The organism is Peribacillus sp. BM1 (genome assembly GCF_056679975.1).
In genome coordinates this window covers 3717476-3739668 of record NZ_CM155259.1, presented here as the reverse complement: position 1 = coordinate 3739668, position 22193 = coordinate 3717476, and the positions used below count along the sequence as shown (strand labels likewise).

General features: G+C 39.1%; 16 protein-coding genes. 15 read left to right on the top strand and 1 reads right to left on the bottom strand.

What is annotated here, in order from left to right:
• Window positions 1-4 precede the first annotated feature (4 nt).
• The 6 genes from AC1MGI_RS17955 to AC1MGI_RS17930 all read left to right on the top strand — a co-directional run bounded on the left by AC1MGI_RS17955 (window position 5) and on the right by AC1MGI_RS17930 (window position 7230).
• The gene (locus AC1MGI_RS17955; protein ID WP_480346735.1) at window positions 5-844 is read left to right on the top strand and encodes a TlyA family RNA methyltransferase; all 840 of its coding nucleotides are present in this window, start codon (window positions 5-7) and stop codon (window positions 842-844) included.
• 185 nt (window positions 845-1029) lie between these two features.
• Window positions 1030-1479 carry a transcriptional regulator AhrC/ArgR gene (gene ahrC / locus AC1MGI_RS17950; RefSeq protein ID WP_062178174.1) on the top strand — a complete coding sequence of 150 codons (450 nt, stop codon included), beginning with the start codon at window positions 1030-1032 and terminating at the stop codon, window positions 1477-1479.
• Window positions 1480-1504: 25 nt separating this feature from the next.
• Window positions 1505-3226 carry a DNA repair protein RecN gene (gene recN, locus AC1MGI_RS17945; protein ID WP_480346733.1) on the top strand — a complete coding sequence of 574 codons (1722 nt, stop codon included), beginning with the start codon at window positions 1505-1507 and terminating at the stop codon, window positions 3224-3226.
• Window positions 3227-3464: 238 nt separating this feature from the next.
• Window positions 3465-4760 carry a SpoIVB peptidase gene (gene spoIVB, locus AC1MGI_RS17940; RefSeq protein WP_480346731.1) on the top strand — a complete coding sequence of 432 codons (1296 nt, stop codon included), beginning with the start codon at window positions 3465-3467 and terminating at the stop codon, window positions 4758-4760.
• A gap of 307 nt (window positions 4761-5067) precedes the next feature.
• Window positions 5068-5856, top strand: coding sequence for a sporulation transcription factor Spo0A (gene spo0A / locus AC1MGI_RS17935; RefSeq protein ID WP_480346729.1), 789 nt, complete (start codon window positions 5068-5070; stop codon window positions 5854-5856).
• Window positions 5857-6495: 639 nt separating this feature from the next.
• Entirely contained in the window at window positions 6496-7230 is a 735-nt protein-coding gene (locus tag AC1MGI_RS17930; RefSeq protein ID WP_480346727.1) for a glycerophosphodiester phosphodiesterase, read from the top strand.
• Between the two features lie 336 nt (window positions 7231-7566).
• Here the strand turns inward: AC1MGI_RS17930 and AC1MGI_RS17925 are convergent, their stop codons facing one another.
• Window positions 7567-7800, bottom strand: a complete 234-nt coding sequence (locus AC1MGI_RS17925) for a DUF2627 domain-containing protein (protein ID WP_028391721.1) — start codon at window positions 7798-7800, stop codon at window positions 7567-7569.
• Window positions 7801-8003: 203 nt separating this feature from the next.
• Here AC1MGI_RS17925 and AC1MGI_RS17920 point away from each other — a divergent pair, with 203 nt between their 5' ends.
• The 9 genes from AC1MGI_RS17920 to AC1MGI_RS17880 all read left to right on the top strand — a co-directional run bounded on the left by AC1MGI_RS17920 (window position 8004) and on the right by AC1MGI_RS17880 (window position 22193).
• Window positions 8004-10082, top strand: coding sequence for a sigma-54 interaction domain-containing protein (locus tag AC1MGI_RS17920; protein WP_480349857.1), 2079 nt, complete (start codon window positions 8004-8006; stop codon window positions 10080-10082).
• 242 nt (window positions 10083-10324) lie between these two features.
• Window positions 10325-11422, top strand: a complete 1098-nt coding sequence (gene bcd, locus AC1MGI_RS17915) for a branched-chain amino acid dehydrogenase (RefSeq protein ID WP_480346725.1) — start codon at window positions 10325-10327, stop codon at window positions 11420-11422.
• 325 nt (window positions 11423-11747) lie between these two features.
• Complete coding sequence (buk, locus tag AC1MGI_RS17910) at window positions 11748-12860, top strand: butyrate kinase (protein ID WP_480349856.1); 1113 nt, start codon at window positions 11748-11750, stop codon at window positions 12858-12860.
• A 17-nt stretch (window positions 12861-12877) separates the two neighbouring features.
• A complete protein-coding gene (gene lpdA / locus AC1MGI_RS17905; RefSeq protein ID WP_480346723.1) occupies window positions 12878-14299 on the top strand; it encodes a dihydrolipoyl dehydrogenase in 1422 nt (473 codons plus the stop codon).
• 191 nt (window positions 14300-14490) lie between these two features.
• Entirely contained in the window at window positions 14491-15483 is a 993-nt protein-coding gene (locus AC1MGI_RS17900; protein WP_480346721.1) for a thiamine pyrophosphate-dependent dehydrogenase E1 component subunit alpha, read from the top strand.
• A gap of 12 nt (window positions 15484-15495) precedes the next feature.
• A complete protein-coding gene (locus AC1MGI_RS17895; protein ID WP_062178203.1) occupies window positions 15496-16479 on the top strand; it encodes an alpha-ketoacid dehydrogenase subunit beta in 984 nt (327 codons plus the stop codon).
• A gap of 27 nt (window positions 16480-16506) precedes the next feature.
• Window positions 16507-17769, top strand: a complete 1263-nt coding sequence (locus AC1MGI_RS17890; protein ID WP_480346719.1) for a dihydrolipoamide acetyltransferase family protein — start codon at window positions 16507-16509, stop codon at window positions 17767-17769.
• A gap of 763 nt (window positions 17770-18532) precedes the next feature.
• Entirely contained in the window at window positions 18533-19456 is a 924-nt protein-coding gene (locus AC1MGI_RS17885; protein ID WP_480346718.1) for an ROK family protein, read from the top strand.
• A gap of 19 nt (window positions 19457-19475) precedes the next feature.
• On the top strand, window positions 19476-22193 hold the full coding sequence (locus AC1MGI_RS17880; RefSeq protein WP_480346716.1) for an alpha-mannosidase: 2718 nt from the start codon (window positions 19476-19478) through the stop codon (window positions 22191-22193).

Sequence of the window (22193 nt, the reverse complement as noted above, 5' to 3'; positions counted from 1 at the left end):
ATGAATGAAACTGAAAAAAGAAAGACTTGATATTTTACTTGTTGAATCTGGGTTGGCAGAGACTCGGGAAAAAGCAAAACGAATGATTATGGCGGGCCTTGTTTATGGAAATGAGGAAAGATTAGAGAAACCGGGTGAAAAGGTTTCAACTGATTTAGTACTTACTATCAAAGGGAAGGTCATGCCTTATGTATCTAGAGGTGGGCTAAAGCTAGAGAAAGCATTGAAACAGTTTGATTTATCTGTTGAAGGAAAAGTACTGCTTGATATTGGAGCTTCAACAGGAGGATTCACTGACTGTGCCCTACAAAATGGAGCGCAAATGTCTTACGCGCTTGATGTGGGTTACAATCAGCTCGCCTGGAAGCTAAGGCAAGATGAGCGAGTGAAGGTAATGGAAAGAACAAATTTCCGCTACGTCACACCTGCTGACCTTGATGGGGAAATGCCTAATTTTGCGAGCATTGATGTTTCATTTATCTCGCTTACATTGATCTTACCTGTCTTGAAAACATTATTGGTGGCTAATAGTGATGTTGTCGCCCTTGTTAAACCTCAATTTGAGGCAGGCAAGGATCAAGTAGGTAAAAAAGGAATTGTTCGTGATGTAAAAATTCATCGTGAGGTTATGGATAAAATTATTCATTTCGCTCAAGGTGAGGGATATGATATTCATGACGCTTCTTTTTCTCCGATTAAAGGTGGCGAAGGGAATATCGAATTCCTTTTGCATCTTAAGTGGCAAGGCGAAAAAGATCAAGGTGAGAATTACTTGAAGCAGTCGGTTGAAGAAATTGTTCAAAATGCTCATCAAGAATTAAAGCAAACGAAAAATGATGAATGAGTAGGAGAGCTCCCGATGCAGTAAAACTGTTGACGGAGCTTTTTTTACAGATACTTATTCAAATAAATGCTTTCGAATACAAGAAAAAATTGTACAAATCCAACTAAATCCGCTAACATTATTTATATAATAAATATTCGCAGTCCAAGTGAATTGAACTGCTAACTTAGAGGTGCTTTAAATAGATGAACAAAGGTCAACGACATATAAGGATTCGAGATATCATCACGAATAATGATATAGAAACGCAAGATGATTTAGTGGATGCGTTGAAAAATGCTGGCTTTTCTATCACGCAAGCGACGATTTCAAGAGATATTAAGGAACTGCATCTCGTGAAAGTACCGCTAATGGATGGTAGATACAAATACAGTCTACCTGCAGACCAGCGCTTTAATCCGCTTCAGAAATTAAAACGAATGCTGATAGATGCATTTGTCAAGATTGATTCGGCGAGCCATTTTCTCGTATTAAAAACCTTGCCAGGTAATGCTCAGGCAATAGGTGCCTTAATTGATCATTTAGATTGGGAAGAAATATTAGGGACGATTTGTGGCGATGATACATGCTTAATCATTTGTCGTACTCCAGAAGATACTGAGGAAATTTCTAATCGATTTTTAGACATGCTCTAATGAAGACAAAAGAGGTGATGAGAGTTTGTTAACAGAACTTTCAATAAGAAACTTTGCAATTATTGAAGCCCTTTCAGTTTCGTTAGAGAAGGGCTTGACTGTTTTAACAGGAGAAACGGGTGCTGGTAAATCGATCATTATCGATGCGATTCACCTGTTAGTTGGCGGTAGAGGATCTGCAGAGTTTATTAGACATGGGGAAAAAAAAGCGGAAATTGAAGGGCTATTTCAAATTGACGACGAACTCCATCCGGTTTATCAAAAAGCTTCGGAATTAGGGATCGAGATTAGCGATGGAATGCTCGTGTTGCGCCGAGATATGTCGACAAATGGTAAAAGTGTCTGCAGGGTAAATGGCAAGCTTGTGACGATAGCACTGCTACGTGAAATTGGTAGAACGCTGATCGATATTCATGGCCAGCATGAACATCAAGAACTGATGGATGAACGTCTTCATCTGCAACTGCTCGATCAATTTGGCGGAGAAAGAATTGCCAAGGCACTAGGGGAATACCAAAAGCTCTATAAAGAATATGATCATGCGATGAAACAACTACAGAAATTAAGCCAAAACGAACAACAAATGGTTCATCGTTTGGATTTAATTCAATTTCAATTTGATGAAATTCAGCGGGCGAATTTAAAGTTAAATGAGGATGAAGAGCTGTCTGAAGAAAGAAAGAAAATCAATAACTTTGAAAAAATTCATGAAGCCCTACAAACAAGCTATTTAGCATTATCGGGGGAGCAAAGAGGGCTTGATTGGCTATCTGTTGCGATGAATAATCTTGAAGAGGCTGCAGATCTTGATGAGACGGTTAAAACCATTACAGAGCCAGTCTCGAATAGTTATTACGTTCTTGAAGATGCAATTTCTTCTATTCGTGAACAGCTTGATGCTCTTGAATATGACTCAGAACGTCTAGATCTTATTGAAAGTCGCTTGAATGAAATTAATCAGCTGAAACGGAAATATGGGGGCACGATTGAAGAGATTGTTGTATACGGTGCCGCAATTGAAGAAGAAATTGAAACACTTTTGAATCGTGAAACTCATATTTTTAAGCTTGAGTCACAAATAAAATCGGTAAAGGCTGATTTGTTATTAGAAGCCAAAAACGTAAGTGAACTACGTGAAAAATATGCCAGACAACTGACAAAGAAAATACAACAGGAATTAAAAGAACTTCATATGCAAAAAACGGTATTTGAAGCTCATTTCCATCACACAGCCTTTTCGTTTAGTGAAGGGGACTCCTCTACAATTGGACGCAACGGATTGGATGAGATGGAGTTTTATATTAGCACGAATCCTGGAGAACCACTAAAGCCATTGTCTAAAATTGCTTCAGGCGGAGAATTATCGCGTATTATGCTTGCATTAAAAAGTATTTTTTCCAAACATCAAGGGATTACATCGATTATTTTTGATGAAGTGGACACAGGGGTCAGTGGTAGAGTAGCCCAATCCATTGCTGAAAAAATCTATAAAGTGGCCATTGATTCACAAGTACTTTGTATTTCTCACTTACCACAAGTCGCTGCAATGGCAGATACGCACCTTTATATAGCAAAAAATATTAAGGCAGGCAGGACGAATACATCTGTTCATCCATTAAAGTATTCCGACAAGGTAAAGGAAATTGGTCGAATGATTTCTGGTGTTGAGATTACCGATTTAACCAAACAACATGCTGAAGAACTTTTACAACAGACGGAGAAAATTAAACAGACTGCTGGGGTATAGTCTCTTATCCCGATTTAACAGCCTGTAAAACCCCGATTGGTTCAACTAACCATTAGCGGAAGGTCATCGCTTATGGAAGTTTCACTTTATTCGTAATTTCACAATATTTTTCATTGAAAAGCTATCCAAAAACGGATAGCTTTTATTTTTGCCCAGAGTTATAAATGCTTGCTGTGAGGGCTACATTAAAGGTGTAGCCATTTAGGATTTGAAGCAAAAGCGAGGGGAGTGAAAAAGATTGTACAAACAATGGATCAAAAGAATTATCGGTGGAATTCTCCTTGTTTCGCTATTGACATTAGGATTGTATCAACCATTTCGCGAGTATTTTTCAATTCCTAAAAAAATTGTCCTTTTCGAAGGTGAACAATATAGCATCCGTAATAATTTGGCTGTTCATGCGACAACTCATTCAAATGAAGAAGGGGTAACTGTTCAAGATGAAACAGGTTTGCTGACACTTGACGCAGATAAACCTGGAACGAGCGAACTGCTTCTGAATGTTGCTGGATTCCCAGTCAAGAAAGTGGATGTTCATGTATTAAAGGATTTCAAGGTGACTCCTGGAGGACAGTCGATTGGTGTGAAATTAAATACGCTCGGAGTATTAGTAGTTGGACACCATCTAGTGGCAACAGGTGAAGGCAAGAAATCACCTGGTGAAGCAGCACATGTCATGATAGGTGATATTATTACCAAAATAAATGGCCAGACAATCAAAAAAATGTCTGATGTAACCCCTTATGTACAACAAGCAGGTGAAAAAGGTGAACCCCTTCAACTTGTGATATCACGTGAGAAAGAAAGCTTTAAGACAACTCTTTTACCATTAAAAGATGAAAATGAAGGCACGTACAAGCTTGGACTTTATATTCGCGACTCAGCCGCTGGAATTGGCACGATGACATTTTACCATCCTGAAACAAAAAAATATGGGGCACTCGGCCATGTTATTTCAGATATGGATACGAAAAAACCAATTGTTGTAAAAGACGGACAAATTGTTCAATCAACTGTAACATCCATTGAAAAAGGAAGCAACGGAGATCCGGGTGAAAAATTAGCTCGATTCTCGTCAAATAAAGAAGTAATCGGTAATATTAACAGAAATAGCCCATTTGGAATTTTTGGGCAAATGAAAAAGGAAGTCGGAAATGGGATTGCAGATAAACCTCTGCCAATTACTTTATCCCATGAAGTAAAAGAAGGACCAGCAAAGATACTAACCGTACTAGACGGTTCAAAAGTAGAGGAATTCGATATTGAAATTGTCAGTACGATACCACAGAAATTCCCAGCTATTAAAGGGATTGTTTTAAAGGTAACTGATAAAAAGTTACTAGAGAAAACTGGTGGGATTGTTCAAGGAATGAGTGGTAGTCCTATTATTCAAAATGGAAAATTAGTCGGTGCTGTGACCCATGTTTTCGTCAATGATCCAACGAGTGGGTATGGTGTCCATATTGAATGGATGCTAAACGAGGCCGGCATTGATATATATGAAAAATCTAGTCCTAAAGAGAAAGCAAGTTGAACAAAGGAGCCTCCAGTCTGGGCTCCTTTTCCTGTTCACAAAAAGGATTGTCAAATATTTTATGCATATCAATCCGTTTTATTCCTTTATTATGGTAGAATAAAATAAGAAATAAAGAATATTCGACAAAGCCTATATTGTTTAGCGAACAGGGTCGAAAACAAGTGAATTTATGAGAAAAATATTGATTTTTTATAAATTTTATAAAATTAAAAGGAATTTAGTTTCCTATGTCGAAAATTTCAATTACAATGTTTTTAGAAATAATAGAAAAAATGACCAATTGTAGTTGAGGAGGAATTCAATAGTGAAGAAAATTAAGGTATGTATTGTGGATGATAATAAAGAACTGGTTTCCTTATTGGATGAATATATTTCATCTCAGGAAGATATGGAAGTAATTGGTGTATCTTATAACGGACAGGACTGTTTAAATCTTCTAGAAAATATCGAACCTGATATACTTATATTAGATATTATCATGCCGCATTTAGATGGCCTTGCGGTTTTGGAAAAATTAAGGGAAATGAAACGTGGTTCTATGCCGAATGTCATTATGTTAACTGCTTTTGGTCAAGAAGACGTAACAAAGAAAGCGGTTGATCTTGGAGCTGCGTATTTCATCCTTAAACCATTTGATATGGAAAACTTAGGGGGGCATATTCGCCAGGTAAGTGGAAAAAGTAATCAAATGACGAATAAATCTTCACAACTAGGATATCGCCCAGTTGAATCCAAACCAAGAAATCTTGATGCTAACATCACCAGTATTATCCACGAAATTGGTGTTCCTGCTCATATTAAAGGCTATATGTATTTAAGGGAAGCGATTTCAATGGTCTATAATGATATTGAGTTACTAGGGTCTATCACAAAAGTTCTATATCCTGATATTGCTAAGAAATATAATACAACGGCAAGTAGAGTGGAACGCGCAATTCGTCACGCCATTGAAGTTGCTTGGAGTCGGGGCAATATTGAATCCATTTCTTCCTTATTTGGCTATACAGTTTCCATGTCCAAAGCAAAACCAACAAATTCGGAATTCATCGCCATGGTAGCGGATAAATTGCGGTTAGAACATAAGGCTTCTTGAGAGGGTTAGAATTTAGATATTCTTGCCATTAAGAAGTAATCCTGATAATTATAGGCACTTTCGAGTTATCGGGTTTATCCGATATGGGCGAAGCTGCTTTTTTTATGGGTACTAGGTGAACCGTTACGACTCGTTCTAAAAACTTCATACAATCGAATAGATCATGTATTCAATTGGTTGTGAAAGGATTAAGCAATGAAAAATGACTTTTATAAAAGAAAGCGATTGCGGAATGGGTTGGGAAAAATTAAAGAATGGTCTCTCATAACATATTAGCCTCATCCGTAGCTGATATACGGAAGATTGTCTCCTTTTGTGAATACCCTCCGTTTTGTCGCCGAGATTCTGGCTAAAAGAGCATATCAATATTTTTATCCCGCTTTAACGGGCAGTAAGACCCCACCTCAGGGCTTAAAGGAAGCAAAGAAGCGTAAGGTGGGGAATGAAGAAAAGCCTCACTGATTGAGGTTTCGCTTTATGAAGCTGTAGTGGTAACCGGTATGTAGTCTGAAAATTTGGCTGGCTGAGAAAATATGGTTAGAAACATATAAAACCAGTTGAACAAGATGGTAAAAGAGGCTTGCTTAAGTGGAACAAATACTTGCATTTTAAATGAATTTAACTTGGGAGGAATTAGGCATGACTCAAATATTTGCTCATAGGGGAGCCGCCGGAACGCACCCAGAGAATACAATGGTTTCCTTTTACGAGGCTTACAGAGTAGGAGCTGATGGAATTGAGTTAGATGTACAACTTTCCAAAGATGGTGAAGTGGTTGTGATTCACGATGAATTATTGGACCGCACAACGACAGGTAAAGGAAATGTGAAAGATTATATGTGGAATGATCTGCAAGTATTAGGGGCGGGATATAAGTTTCGGAAGCAGTTCGCGGACGCTACGATTCCTAACCTAGAGGAAGTGCTTGCTTGGATTCAAGGGACGAATATGATTTTAAATATTGAACTGAAAAATAGCGTTTATCCATACTTAGGTCTTGAAGAGAAAGTTATCGCTTTAGTGCGGACGTACTCCATGGAAAAGCGGGTCATTTTGTCTTCTTTTAATCATTATAGTCTTGTGCACGCATACCGACTTGCCCCAGAGATTGAAACAGCGCCACTTTATCGGGATGGCTTATATATGCCATGGATATATGCTACATCAATTGGGGCGAAAGCGATTCACCCTTCTATTCACGCGGCACCTGATGCAGTCGTTGCAGCGTCAATGAAAGAAGGTGTAGCAGTCCGTCCTTATACGATTAATAAAGAAGATAAAATGAGACATCTTTTCGAAATGGGCATCAGCGCATTTATAACTGATTTTCCAGAGCGAGCAGTAAAATTACGAAATACGATAGAAGCACAATAATTGAAAAAGAACAAAACAAAAATGGCGTTAAAATGCGACCATTTACTCTGAAGAATTCACCCTGTACATGCTGCACTCGCCTAATCACAACGGTGGCGGTGTGAAACTGGATTTTGGATGCTTTCTCGATAAAAGAAGTATACCTGCCAGATAGATTGGCTATATTAATAAATCGCGAAGCCTCGCCCCTATGTCCTTCATACAAAAAAGAGGATGTCTTAAAAAATAAAGGATCAGACCAGCAACTAGTGTACACAGTTTAAATGAAGTGTGAATATCATGATAAACTGTAAGCTTATAGTTGGGTCAGCTCCTTTTTTTAGGACAGCCTCTTTTTTATACTTTAAATCTTGTTTGTACCTTTTCTTTCTTTCGGTCGCGATGAAGCACAAATCCTGCGATAAACCCAATCCCGCCAATGGTTAGAAGCAAACCAACTAAAAATTGAACCCAAAGGGCTGGGAAGGGAAATTGCGAGATCCCAAACACCATGTCTCGCATTATTTTAATTCCGTAGGCGGCAAGTGCACCGGGTATGAAAAGGATAAGAAAAGCGATAGCTCGTTTCATAAATAAAAACCCCTCAAATTGAGAAATTTGGAACTAAGTATTGTGCCTTATTATGATAGGATGTCTTATTTTATATGATAAGGGAAGCTTTAGATTTGTCAAGTGACAACTAATTCATTAAAATAGGGGTATTGTTGAAAAAAATTGCGTTTATTAATGGACATATTGTGAAGAAAATTGCAGATATAGCCGAGGTGGTATTCATGCAGCAAGTAATGATCGTTGGGGCAGGACCATGTGGAACAGCAATTTTGCGAATGCTACATGAAAGTCCGCTGTTTTTAGTATCTTTTGTTGTTGATATCAATGAAAATGCAGAAGGGATGGTGTATGCAAAAAAACTGTCTATTCCAACCACTACTGATTGGACATCTGTAAATATGGAATCGATTGATGTGATTATCGAAGCAACAGGATATGAACAGGTATTTCAAGAGATCAGGAAAGCAGGGCAGGGGAACTTTTTGTTGATTCCTGGTAATGTCGCATATCTCATATCTGAGCTTTTTCAAGAAAAAAAATTACTAATCGAAACGCTTAAAAAACAATTGTATAAGCATGACCTCATTTTCAATACGACAAATGATGGGATGATTGTTATTGATAAGCGTGGCTATATCATGTTGTTTAACCGTAGTGCAGAACGAATGACAGAAAAGGTACGGGAAGACGTAATGGGTATGCATATTCATGAGGTAATCCATAATAGCAGGCTCCCAAAAATTCTTCAGACGAATCGAACCGAAGTAAATAAAGAACAAGTGCTTGAAAATGGCCTGAAAATCATTACGACACGAATACCGTTGCTTGATGAACAAAACGAAATAATCGGGGCGTTTGCAGTTTTCAAGGATATTACCGAAGCTGTTGATTTAGCGGAGCAAATAACGGACCTTAAGGAAGTGCAGACATTGCTTGAGGCAATTATCCAGTCAAGTAATGATGCCATATCCGTCGTGGATGAGAAAGGGCGGGGGCTGATTATCAATCCCGCATATACGAGAATTACTGGCTTAAGCCGTAAAGAAATTATTGGTAAACCTGCAACTGCGGATATTTATGAAGGAGACAGCATGCATATGCGAGTCTTACAAACGAGAAGACCTGTCAGAGGCATTAATATGAGATTGGGCCCTAATCGGAAAGATGTGATTGTCAATGTTGCGCCAGTCATTGTTGATGGACGTCTGAAAGGAAGTGTCGGTGTCGTTCATGATGTCACAGAAATTCAGCAGTTAACGGCTGAATTAACTCGAGCTAGGCAAATAATCAGAACCTTGGAAGCGAAATATAACTTTGCTGATATTATTGGAAAATCAGAGGAAATGAGTTTACCAATTGAACAGGCAAAGCTTTGTGCGAAAACGCCGGCGACAGTACTCCTTCGTGGTGAATCCGGAACAGGAAAAGAATTGTTTGCGCATGCGATACATAATGCAAGCGACAGAAAGTATAACAAGTTCGTTCGAGTAAACTGTGCAACGATTTCAGAAACGCTTCTTGAAAGTGAGTTATTTGGCTATGATGAAGGGGCGTTTACTGGAGCTAAACGCGGTGGGAAAAAAGGCTATTTTGAAGAAGCGAATAATGGCAGTATTTTTCTCGATGAAATTGGTGAATTGAAAGGAAATATGCAAGCAAAATTATTACGAGTGCTGCAGGAGAATGAAATTGTTAGGGTGGGAGGAACAACTCCGATCCCAATAAATATCCGTGTGATTGCAGCGACAAATATTAATTTGGAAAAAGCAATTTCTGATGGTAGCTTTCGCGAGGATTTGTACTTTAGAATGAACCAGATGCCGATTCGTATTTCGCCTTTAAGGAACCGGAAGAAAGATATGAAAGAGCTAGCTCTCCATTTAATTCAAAAAATCAATCAAGAATATGGTCGAATGATTGAAGGGATTAGTGATCTCGCAATTGAACGATTAAAACAACACGATTGGCCCGGGAATGTAAGAGAGCTAGAAAACATTCTTGGACGGACGATTATCTTTATGAAATTAAATGAAACAATTATCGAAGAGCATCATATTCCTGATTTTATCGAATCCTATAATCAAGGCTGTAAAGACTCACCATTTAAAAAAAATCACTTACAGTCAGAGAATGAGCCCCTTAGTGAACAGATGGATCGTTATGAATATCAGATTATTAAACAAGCTCTAATGAAAAACTCAGGAAATAAAACAAATACGGCAAAAATGTTAGGCGTTTCAGTTCGTAACCTCTATTATAAGATGGAAAAGCATGGACTTGAAAATGTTGACACGCAATAAATTTCATGATGTGCAAATATTTGCATATTATTTTTAAAAGATCGTTATCCAAATTAGATTGTAGCGGCCATACAAAATTGGCATGCATCTTGCATATCTACTTAATGTGTTGAAAATCAAGAAGGTGGTTGGGGCCGGGATTTGGTGAAGTGGGAAATGTTAAACTTGCTTCCTTTATCCCGGTTTAACAGGCTGTAATACGCCCATTGATTGAAGTTTCACTTTATTTAGGAGGAATTTTCATGGAGATTTTTACTTACCTAGAGAAATATGACTACGAACAACTTTTATTCTGTCAGGATAAACAATCGGGATTGAAAGCAATCATTGCGATTCACGATACAACGCTTGGACCTGCTCTTGGCGGTACAAGAATGTGGACGTATGAGTCAGAGGAAGCAGCCATTGAGGATGCACTGAGACTTGCTAAAGGAATGACTTACAAAAATGCTGCGGCAGGATTAAACCTCGGCGGTGGTAAGACCGTTATTATCGGCGATCCAAAGAAAGATAAAAACGATGAAATGTTCAGAGCGTTTGGTCGTTATATTCAAGGATTAAATGGTCGTTACATTACAGCTGAAGATGTAGGAACGACAGTGGCTGACATGGACTTGATTCATGAAGAAACCGATTTTGTAACGGGTATTTCACCAGCGTTCGGATCCTCAGGAAATCCTTCGCCAGTAACGGCTTTCGGTGTTTATCAAGGCATGAAAGCAGCGGCGAAGGAAGCCTTTGGCACAGATTCATTGGAAGGAAAAACAGTTGCTGTGCAGGGTGTTGGAAATGTAGCCTATACTTTACTGCAATATTTACATGAAGAAGGCGCGAAACTGATCGTAACGGATATTAATAAAGATGCAGTACAGCGTGCAGTTGAGAAATTTGGTGCTCGTGCTGTCAATCCAGATGAAATTTATGGAGTAGAATGTGATATTTATGCACCATGTGCGCTTGGTGCTGTTATCAATGATCAAACGATTTCACAAATGAAAGCAAAAGTAATTGCTGGATCTGCAAATAACCAATTGAAAGATCCACGTCATGGTGATCAAATTCACGAATTGGGAATCGTTTATGCACCGGACTACGTGATCAATGCAGGTGGAGTCATAAACGTTGCTGATGAATTATACGGCTACAACCGCGAGCGTGCCATGAAAAAGGTAGAAGGCGTCTATAACACCATCGAGAAGGTCATTGAAATCGCAAAACGTGATAATATTCCGACTTACCTTGCTGCAGACCGCATGGCTGAAGAACGAATTAAGAGAATGAGTAATTCTAGAAGTCAATTTCTTCAAAATGAGAAGCATATATTAAATCGTAGAAAATAAACTGCGATATGTTTCTTGAAGTTCATACATCTCAATTTGAATCAAAAAAAAATAGGTGATGTATGACTGCTTCATCTCTCCACAGTTCTTGGATTAATATAAAGTGTTTGCTTGTAACCAAAGACCGGAGATGATTTTTTTAACATGTAAGAACGTACAAGTTTTTTCAATCAGTTTTTGTGACTAGTGAAAGCAGCCTACCACTCTATTCATGAGCTAAGCAATTTGATGGGGAGAAAAAAAGCACTCTCCATACAGTTTGTTTGCCGCATGTTAGCCTTTAGGTTAATAAGGTATTTGCGCTTTTCTTAGGAGGTTCATGATTTTGCAAGTATCTAGATATCGAATTCTTGTTATTAATCCTGCTGTTACATCGACGAAATTTGGCGTATATGAAAATAATCTGCCTGTAATGGAACGAACGATTGCGCATGATAAAGAAATAATCGCTGAATTTAAATCAATTAATGAGCAAGATCATTTTAGAAAACAGATGATACTTGCTGCCTTAGATAAAGAAGAAATTAATCTTTCAAAAATAGATGCAGTGTGTGGAAGAGGTGGATTATTACGGCCAATCGAAGGTGGCACCTATACGGTCAATAAAGAGATGCTTGAAGATTTAAGAAACGGCTATAATGGTCAGCACGTCTCTAATTTGGGTGGTATCCTTGCCTATGCAATAGCCAGTGGTTTAAATATCCCTAGCTTTATTGTCGATCCGGTCGTAGTGGATGAGCTCGAACCGATTGCGAGAATATCAGGATCACCTTTGATTGAACGTAAAAGTATATTCCACGCACTAAATCAGAAAGCGGCAGCAAGAAAAGCGGCTGCTGAATTAGGAAAAGGCTATGAAGAATTAAATGCCATTGTTGTCCATATGGGCGGTGGAATCACAATAGGTGTTCATAAAGGTGGCAAAGTGATAGATGTTAACAACGGGCTTGATGGTGATGGACCTTTTAGCCCAGCGCGTGCTGGGACCGTACCAATGGGCGATCTTGTGCGACTTTGTTTCTCAGGCGATTATTTCCGTGAAGAAGTAATGGGGAAATTAGTAGGACAAAGCGGACTTGTTGGGTATCTTGGCACCAATAATGCCATGATCGTAGAAAAAAAGATAGAACAAGGTGATAAGCATGCAGAGCTAGTCTATGAAGCCATGGCTTATCAGATAGCAAAGGAAATTGGTTCAGCTGCGACCGTGCTTTCCGGAAAAGTGGATTGTATTGTTTTAACTGGGGGTCTTGCCTATAGTAGACGTTTTGTTAACGGCATTTCCCAAAAAATCAGCTGGATTGCAGATGTGACTGTTCATCCGGGAGAAAATGAATTACAAGCGTTAGCAGAAGGTGCATTAAGAGTACTTGATGGTCGAGAGACAGCGAAGGAGTATTTAGGAAAGCAGCTAAACGCTGTTAATGTGTACAGATGAAATGAAGGAGGGCTATTATGGCCAAAGAGTATGATCTCGTCATCCTAGGAGGCGGTACTGGAGGTTACGTCGCAGCAATTCGTGCAACACAGCTAGGCTTAAAAACAGCTGTTGTTGAAAAAGGAAAGCTTGGCGGTACCTGCCTTCACAAGGGATGTATACCTTCTAAGGCATTATTACGAAGTGCGGAAGTATTTACAGTCGCGAAAAAAAGTGAAGAATACGGAATAATGACTGGTGAAGTGAAACTAGATTTCTTGAAAGTTCAAGAACGAAAAACAAAAATTGTCGATCAGTTATACAGTGGCGTGCAACATTTAATGAAACAAGGGAAAATTGATATATATGAAGGAATCGGCCGTATTCTAGGCCCCTCTATTTTTTCACCGATACCAGGAACGATTTCTGTAGAAATGAATGATGGCTCGGAGAACGAGATGCTACTTCCCAAAAATGTGATAATCGCGACCGGTTCAAGACCTAGAACACTCCCAAGTCTTGAGATCGACGGGCAATTTGTCCTTACTTCTGATGAAGCACTTCAACTCGAACAAATCCCTCAATCTATTATTATTGTAGGCGGTGGAGTGATTGGAATCGAATGGGCTTCAATGCTTTGCGATTTCGGTGCTGATGTTACAGTGATTGAATATGCTAATCGAATTATCCCAACTGAAGATGATGATGTTTCTAAAGAAATGCAGCGTCTGTTAAAGAAGAAAGGTGTAAAGATCATTACAGGAGCAAAAGTGTTACCAGAAACGTTAAATAAATCAGAGACAGCATCCATTTCTGCAGAAATTAATGGTGAAACGAAGGAATTTTCAGCTGAAAAAATCCTAGTGTCCGTAGGTAGATCAGCAAATGTTTCCGGGATTGGAATAGAGAATACAGAAATTATCGTGGAAAAAGGCTTCATTAAAACGAACTCATATTATCAAACAAAGGAATCACATATTTATGCGATTGGTGATTGTATCGGCGGCTTACAACTTGCCCATGTAGCTAGTCATGAGGGAATAACAGCGGTAGAACATATCAAGGGAGATCATCCAGCGCCGATTGACTATTCCCTTGTACCCAAGTGTATCTATTCAAGTCCAGAGGCTGCTAGTGTCGGCTATACGGAAGCTTTTGCAAAGGAAAACGGATACGAAGTAAAGGTTGGTAAATTTCCTTTTAAAGCAATTGGCAAGGCGCTTGTATACGGACAATCGGATGGATTTGTCAAAATCATTGCAGACAAAGCAACGAATGATATTCTTGGTGTGCATATGATTGGGCCACATGTAACAGATATGATCACTGAAGCTGGATTAGCCCGAGTACTTGATGCGACACCTTGGGAAGTCGCGAAAACGATTCATCCACATCCGACGTTGTCAGAGGCAATTGGCGAAGCAGCTTTAGCGGTAGATGGCTTAGCACTTCACTTATAAGTAGTTTGGTGAAATAAAATAAATCTTTAAATATGAGTTTTAATGTCTAGCTAAAGTAGCCAAAACCTACGAGATTACAAGCCAAACAATTGGATGAGAAGGGTGACTACCACCCATTCGGCCTGTTTGTCATATGCTAATATTTAGGTTATTCAAGGCGCTTTTAGCTTTTCTAAAGAGGAGGTAAAAAAATGGTTAAAAATCGTCATAAAGAGTTAGGGATTAGTGATGAGAAGGTACTTGAAATGTATAAGGTAATGTTGTTATCACGGCGTATTGATGAGCGGATGTGGCTTTTAAATCGTTCTGGTAAAATTCCATTTGTTGTGTCATGTCAAGGACAAGAAGCGGCCCAAGTGGGTGCAGCCTTTGCTCTCGATCGTGAAAAAGACTATATCTTACCCTATTATCGAGATGTAGGTGTGGTCTTAACATTCGGAATGACAGCAAGAGAGTTGATGTTATCAGCCTTTGCTAAGGCAGAAGATCCAAACTCGGCCGGACGACAAATGCCAGGGCATTTTGGACAGAAGAAAAATCGAATTGTAACGGGTTCATCACCTGTTACAACCCAGGTTCCACATGCCGTTGGAATTGCTTTAGCTGGCAAGATGGAAGGTAAAGATTTCGTTACGTTTACAACTTTTGGCGAAGGCTCTTCCAATCAAGGTGATTTCCATGAAGGAGCGAACTTTGCAGGTGTACATAAACTTCCAGTTATTTTCATGTGTGAAAACAATAAGTATGCCATTTCCGTGCCGATTGAAAAGCAGCTCGCATGTGAAAATGTCTCAGACCGTGCGATTGGCTATGGAATGCCAGGGGTTACCGTCGACGGAAATGACCCATTAGCGGTATATCGTGCCGTTAAAGAAGCAGCAGATCGTTGCCATAGAGGAGAAGGACCGACCCTTGTTGAGACGGTTTCGTATCGGTTAACTCCGCATTCAAGTGACGATGATGATAGCAGTTACCGTACTTCAGATGAAGTGGCCCAAGCCAAAACGAAAGATGCAATCATCACATTTGGTGCTTATTTAAAGGAAATTGGCCTATTAAATGACGAACTTGAAAAGCAAATGAATGATGACATTATGAAAACGATCAACGAAGCAACGGACTATGCGGAAAATGCACCATATGCAAAAGCAGAAAGTACACTAGACTACGTATACGAAAAGTAAGGGGGAAATGGGATGCCGGTAATTTCATATATTGATGCTGTAACAACAGCAATACGTGAAGAGATGGAGCGTGATTCACGCGTATTCGTCTTGGGAGAAGATGTTGGGAAAAAAGGCGGCGTGTTTAAAGCAACACATGGTTTATATGATCAATTTGGTGAAGAACGAGTAATTGATACTCCACTTGCTGAATCGGCTATAGCAGGTGTCGGAATTGGTGCGGCTATGTACGGGATGCGACCGATTGCCGAAATGCAGTTTGCTGATTTCATTTTGCCTGCAGTCAATCAAATCATTTCCGAGGCGGCAAAAATTCGCTATCGTTCGAATAATGATTGGGATTGCCCAATCGTAATCCGTGCCCCTTATGGCGGTGGTGTTCACGGGGCACTTTATCATTCGCAATCGGTTGAGGCCATTTTTGCCAATCAGCCTGGATTGAAAATTGTTATGCCATCAACGCCTTATGATGTGAAAGGATTATTAAAAGCAGCAATCAGGGATAATGACCCAGTGCTTTTCTTTGAACATAAACGTGCGTACCGTCTGATCAAAGGTGAAGTCCCTGATGATGATTATGTATTGCCAATTGGAAAAGCAGATGTGAAACGGCAAGGTGAAGATATTACAGTGATTACATACGGACTTTGCGTTCATTTTGCCCTGCAAGCTGCTGAAAAATTAGCAAGTGATGGAATCTCCGTACATGTACTAGACTTACGAACGGTTTATCCATTAGATCAAGAAGCAATTATAGAAGCAGCAGCGAAAACAGGGAAGGTATTGCTGATTACAGAGGACACGAAAGAAGGAAGCATCATGAGTGAAGTGAGTGCGATTATTGCAGAAAACTGTTTATTTGACCTTGATGCACCAATTATGCGACTCGCAGGTCCAGATGTTCCAGCAATGCCATATGCTCCAACAATGGAAAAATATTTTATGGTCAATCCGGATAAAGTAGAAAAAGCGATGAGAGAGCTTGCTGAATATTAAGGGACATCAGTAAGGAGGGTAAGGATTATGACAATCGAACAAATGAAAATGCCTCAGCTTGGTGAAAGTGTGACAGAAGGCACAATCAGTAAATGGCTAGTTAAACCGGGTGATTCTGTAAACAAATATGAGGCAATTGCTGAAGTGATGACTGATAAAGTGAACGCGGAAATCCCATCTTCTTTTACAGGTGTGATTAAAGAATTAAAGGCTGCAGAAGATGAAATATTAGCGGTTGGCGAAGTGATTTGTTCAATTGAAGTTGAAGGTAGCGAAACACAAGCAAACGAAACCATCCATAGTGAAGATAAAAATGAGGGCACAACACAAGTAGTTGCTGGTGATGTAAGTATTTTAAAAGCCAGATATTCTCCAGCAGTATTAAAAATATCACAGGAAAATGGCATTGATTTGCATCAGGTTAAAGGAACTGGAAAAGAAGGTCGTATTACGAGGAAGGACCTGTTAAAGCTGATTGAATCAGGCAATATACCTAAACCGACTTTAAATCAACCGTCAGTCTCTGTACCTGAACTAAAGCAAGGGCCGCTTCAAACTACTACACAAGCTCCTGCTATTCACACTGCAGTGGGAGACATTGAAATTCCTGTCAATGGTGTTCGGAAAGCAATTGCAGCAAATATGCAAAAAAGTAAACACGAGATACCACATGCCTGGATGATGGTAGAAGTGGATGCAACAAATCTAGTTCGCTATCGTGAATCAATAAAGCAGGAGTTTAAGCAAAGAGAAGGCTATAATTTAACCTATTTCGCATTCTTCGTAAAAGCTGTAGCGCAAAGCTTGAAGGAATTCCCTGAAATCAACTCGATGTGGGCAGGAGATAAAATTATCCAGAAAAAGGATATTAATATCTCCATAGCTGTTGCGACAGATACGGCTTTATTCGTACCCGTTATTAAACATGCTGATGAAAAAACAATCAAAGGGATTGCCCGGGAAATCACAGAGCTTGCTCAAAAAGTTAGATCTGGCAAGATTACATCCGATGAAATGCAAGGTGGTACGTTCACGGTCAATAATACTGGTTCATTCGGCTCAATACAGTCAATGGGGATTATTAACCATCCACAAGCAGCCATCCTTCAAGTCGAATCAATCGTAAAACGACCTGTTATTATTGATGGAATGATTGCCGTTCGCGATATGGTTAACCTTTGTTTATCGTTAGATCATCGCATTCTCGATGGCCTCGTTAGCGGAAGGTTCCTTGCACGGGTGAAGGAAATTATCGAAACAACGACTCCGGAAAATACAACTATTTATTAATGATTAAAGTCGGTTCAAGAAATACTTGAACCGACTTTTTTTGTGCGCAGGATATAGTTATCAACTCGATGTGAGTGTTGGCTATAAGCTGTCGGATATACGAACCATTAGCCAAAAAGCAAGGGTAATACCATGAATCGTTTCTTGGTTTTAACGATCTTTATTAGAAAATGCTTATAAAATTACGTCCAAAGTATTTGTTGATTTGCGTTTTTTGTCGAAAAAACGTTAAATTACGAACTTTGAAGATACGTTCTAAAAATCCGAAGGCAGTAACTTTAGCTATCTACAGAAACATGTAGAATAGTTCCTCTATCAGTAACATATCTTTTCTATTTGACAACTAGGCTAACGACTTTTCTAAAAAAGCTATCGTTTTCGAAATTTCCCACATACATAACCTATGCTCATCAACATTAGCGAGTATTATACCTCTCACAAAAGTTAGAAATTAATTCTATAATAAGTGTCTAAAAAGCCAGTAAAGATGTCTTTCACATCACTAAGTTGACTCGATTCTCCGTTACTCACCGTATTTTATAGCATACGTTCGATTATTCGAAATTTCATCGCATGGATCTGCTCGGCTCATTTTTACTTTCCACATTGAACAAGTCATAATCTAAAAATCCACCAACCTAGAAATTATGGATAAATTTTAGATTATATGGAAAAAGCTTATCACTATCTCCAGGATTGTTGACTATTAACTTGCTGAAACATATCGTTAATGGGAAGAAAAATTAGAAGAAGGAGATTGTACATGAAAACTGCTATTGGCATTGATATTGGAGGAACGAAAATAGCGATTGGCGTTGTACAAGAGGATGGAAACGTCCTAACAACACATGAATTTCCGACCAAGGTTGAATATGGTCCAGATTACGCTACAGACTTGATTATTTCGTGTGTGAAAGAATTCATGCAACAATTCCCAGCCATTAGAGGAATAGGTATAGGTGCTCCGGGTCCGCTAGACTCGAAACAAGGAATCGTACTAAATCCACCCAATCTAAAATCGTGGCATGGTTATCCAATAGTACATAAAATTGATAGCGTTTTCGGATTGCCGGTAAGAATTTTGAATGATGCCGATGCAGCCGCGTTTGGAGAGTACTTTTTTACTTATAGAGATACATATAAACATGTACTCTATGTAACAGTTAGCACTGGAATTGGTGGGGGAATCATAATAAATGAGTCGTTATATGAAGGTGCCCTATCTGGTGCTGGTGAAATTGGGCATAGCGTAATCCAGCCTGAAGGTCTCGTTTGTGGCTGTGGCAAACAAGGATGTTTGGAGACACTTGCATCTGGGACTGCTCTGACCCGTATTTGGAAAGATAGAATGGCAGCAGAAGGAAAGCCAGTAGATCCTAATTGGAACAGCAAAGATCTTTTTGCTCAATTCCATGAAAATGACCATATTGCCCAATTGGTTATTGAGGAAGCTTCCACTCATTTAGCATTGGGGCTCAGCCAAGCAATGCAAGCACTGAATCCTGAGCTACTCATATTAGGTGGTGGAGTTATCATCGGACAGCCCGTATTTTATAAAATGGTTAGTGAAAAACTACCAAATTACCTTTTAGACCAACATAGTCAATTACTAAAGATAGAAAAAGCCAGTCATGGTGCACTAGCAGGAGTAAAAGGAGCTGCGGCTACGATCCTGTCGAAGGATTGAGATATAGGAGGGAAACAAAATGGAATCTAAGAATACTGCGCATATTATTTCTCACTCTCACTGGGATCGGGAATGGTATATGTCTTTTGAAAAGCATCGTTACTACTTAGTAAAGTTAATGGATACACTAATCGATTTGTTTGAAAAAGGAGAAGATTTTCAGAGTTTTCATTTAGATGGACAAACGATTATCTTGGAAGATTATTTCCAAATTCGTCCTGATAAAAAGGAAATAGTTAAGAAGTTAATACAAGAAAAAAAGCTTCATATTGGTCCTTGGTATGTGTTACAAGACGCATTTTTAACAAGCTCAGAAGCGAATGTCAGAAATATGTTGTACGGTTTACAAGATGCGAAGGAATACGGTGCTGTGTCAAAGTTAGGGTACTTCCCGGATACATTTGGTATTTACGGACAAGCACCTCAATTGCTTCTGCAAGCTGATATTAAAACTGCTGCGTTTGGGAGAGGTGTAAAACCAACAGGCTTTAATAATATGGTGAGCGATACGAAAACATTTGAATCGCCATATTCAGAACTTAAGTGGGAGTCGCCAGATGGTTCGGCTGTGCTTGGAGTATTGTTTGCCAATTGGTATTCAAACGGCAATGAAGTACCTGTAGATAAAGAGAGTGCGAAAACGTATTGGGAAACAAAGCTAGCTGATGCTAAGAAATATTCTTCAACACCACATCTTCTTTTCATGAATGGGTGTGATCATCAACCAGTTCAAGCGGATATAGGTGAAGCAATCAAAGTGGCTAAAGAACTTTTCCCAGATACTACGTTTATACATTCTAGTTTTGATGAATATTTAGAAGTACTTCAGCGCTCCTTACCAGAACAACTCCAGACGATTTTAGGTGAATTGCGAAATCAACTGACAGATGGATGGTCAACGCTTGTAAATACAGCTTCTGCTCGAATTTATTTAAAGCAGATGAATCAAGAGAGTCAAACACTATTAGAAAAAGTGGCTGAGCCACTATCTGTGTTTTCATATTTACTTGGTCATGAATATCCACGTGATTATTTGCGTTATGCATGGAAAACTTTGATGGAAAATCATCCACATGACAGTATTTGCGGTTGTAGTGTAGATGAAGTACATCGAGAAATGGTAACTCGTTTTGAGAGGGTTCAGCAGACTGCAGAAGCTATTATCGAGGAAAAAGCCAATGAAGTTGTATCTCATATTTCAACGAAACAAAGTGGTGTTGATGAGGATATGATTCCAGTTGTCGTTTTTAACACATCAGGAAATACACGAGATGTGGTTATCGAAAAGGAAGTTCAACTAGAAAAAGTCTATTTTTCAGAGATGCCTTTTTCAGAGATTCCAGATTTTCTTCGTTCGAAGGATTTACCTAGTATTCATTTGGTTGATAAGAATGGCACAGAACATGTCTGTAAAACAGAGGATCTTGGTATTCGGTTTGGATATGACCTACCTGAGGATGGTTTCCGACGTCCATATTATGCAAGAACGATCAAATTAACATTCCTAGCTGAATCTCTTCCGGGCTATGGGTATAAAACATATTATATTAAACTTGCCACGGAAACGAACTTGAATGAACAGCCATCGATTAAGCGAAGTGCTCATGAAATGGAGAATGAATATGTCCATTTATTGATTCATGAAAATGGTTCGTATACGTTGACTGACAAAGAGACTGGGAAAGTATTCGAAAATCTAGGAATCTATGAAAATAGCGGGGACATCGGTAACGAATATATGTTTAGGAAACCGAATGGTGAAGTTCCTCTTACTACGAAAGATTTGAAAGCACAGATAAGAGTAGTTGAAGACCATTCATTACGCTCCGTTATAGAACTTGTTCATGAGTGGGAGATTCCAAAAGAAGCCGATGAACAATTTCAACAAGAAAAAGAACGATTAGTTTGGCATAAGGACAGACAATCAGGTCGATCTTCTGAAAATGTAACCATTCGTTTAATTACACATATTCAGTTAGATCAAAAAGCAAAGGGACCTTCTGTTAAGGTTACAATTGAAAACCAAGCAAAGGATCATCGTTTACGTGTGCTATTCCCTACTGATCTGGCTACGAATGAACATTATGCGGATAGTATTTTTGAAGTAGTAAAACGTCCTAATACACCTGAAAGAGAGTGGGAGAACCCTAGCTTTGATCATCATCAACAGGCTTTTGTAAGTGTAACAGACGGAGAGCATGGGATGACAATTGCGAACAAAGGATTACATGAGTATGAAATCCTTGAGGAACAACAAACTATAGCCGTTACGATTCTGCGTTCAACTTCTGAATTAGGCGATTGGGGTCTGTTTCCGACACCAGAGGCTCAATGTATCGGAACGTACCAAGCGGAGTGGATGGTTATCCCTCATAAAGGGACAGTGGTTGAATCAGAGGCATTCAAAGAGGCCTATGACTTCCAAGTGCCTGTGATTGTTGTGCAAACAGATGTGCATGAGGGGATACTTCCAATCGAAAAGACATTTTTCACTTGGGAAGGTAAATCGTTAGCAATCTCATCTATCAAGTTAGCGGAGGAAAGAGATGACGTAATTGCTCGATGGTTTAACACATCTGAAAAAGACACAATGGTCATTGCTCAACCAATGCAAGGTACAACTAGTTATAAGAGTACGATCATTGAAAGTGTGAAAGAGCAGTATGAAAATACGCAAATTCAAGAAAAAGTAAAACCGTTTGAAATTATTAGCCTTGGTTGGCAAGTGAAGGAGTGA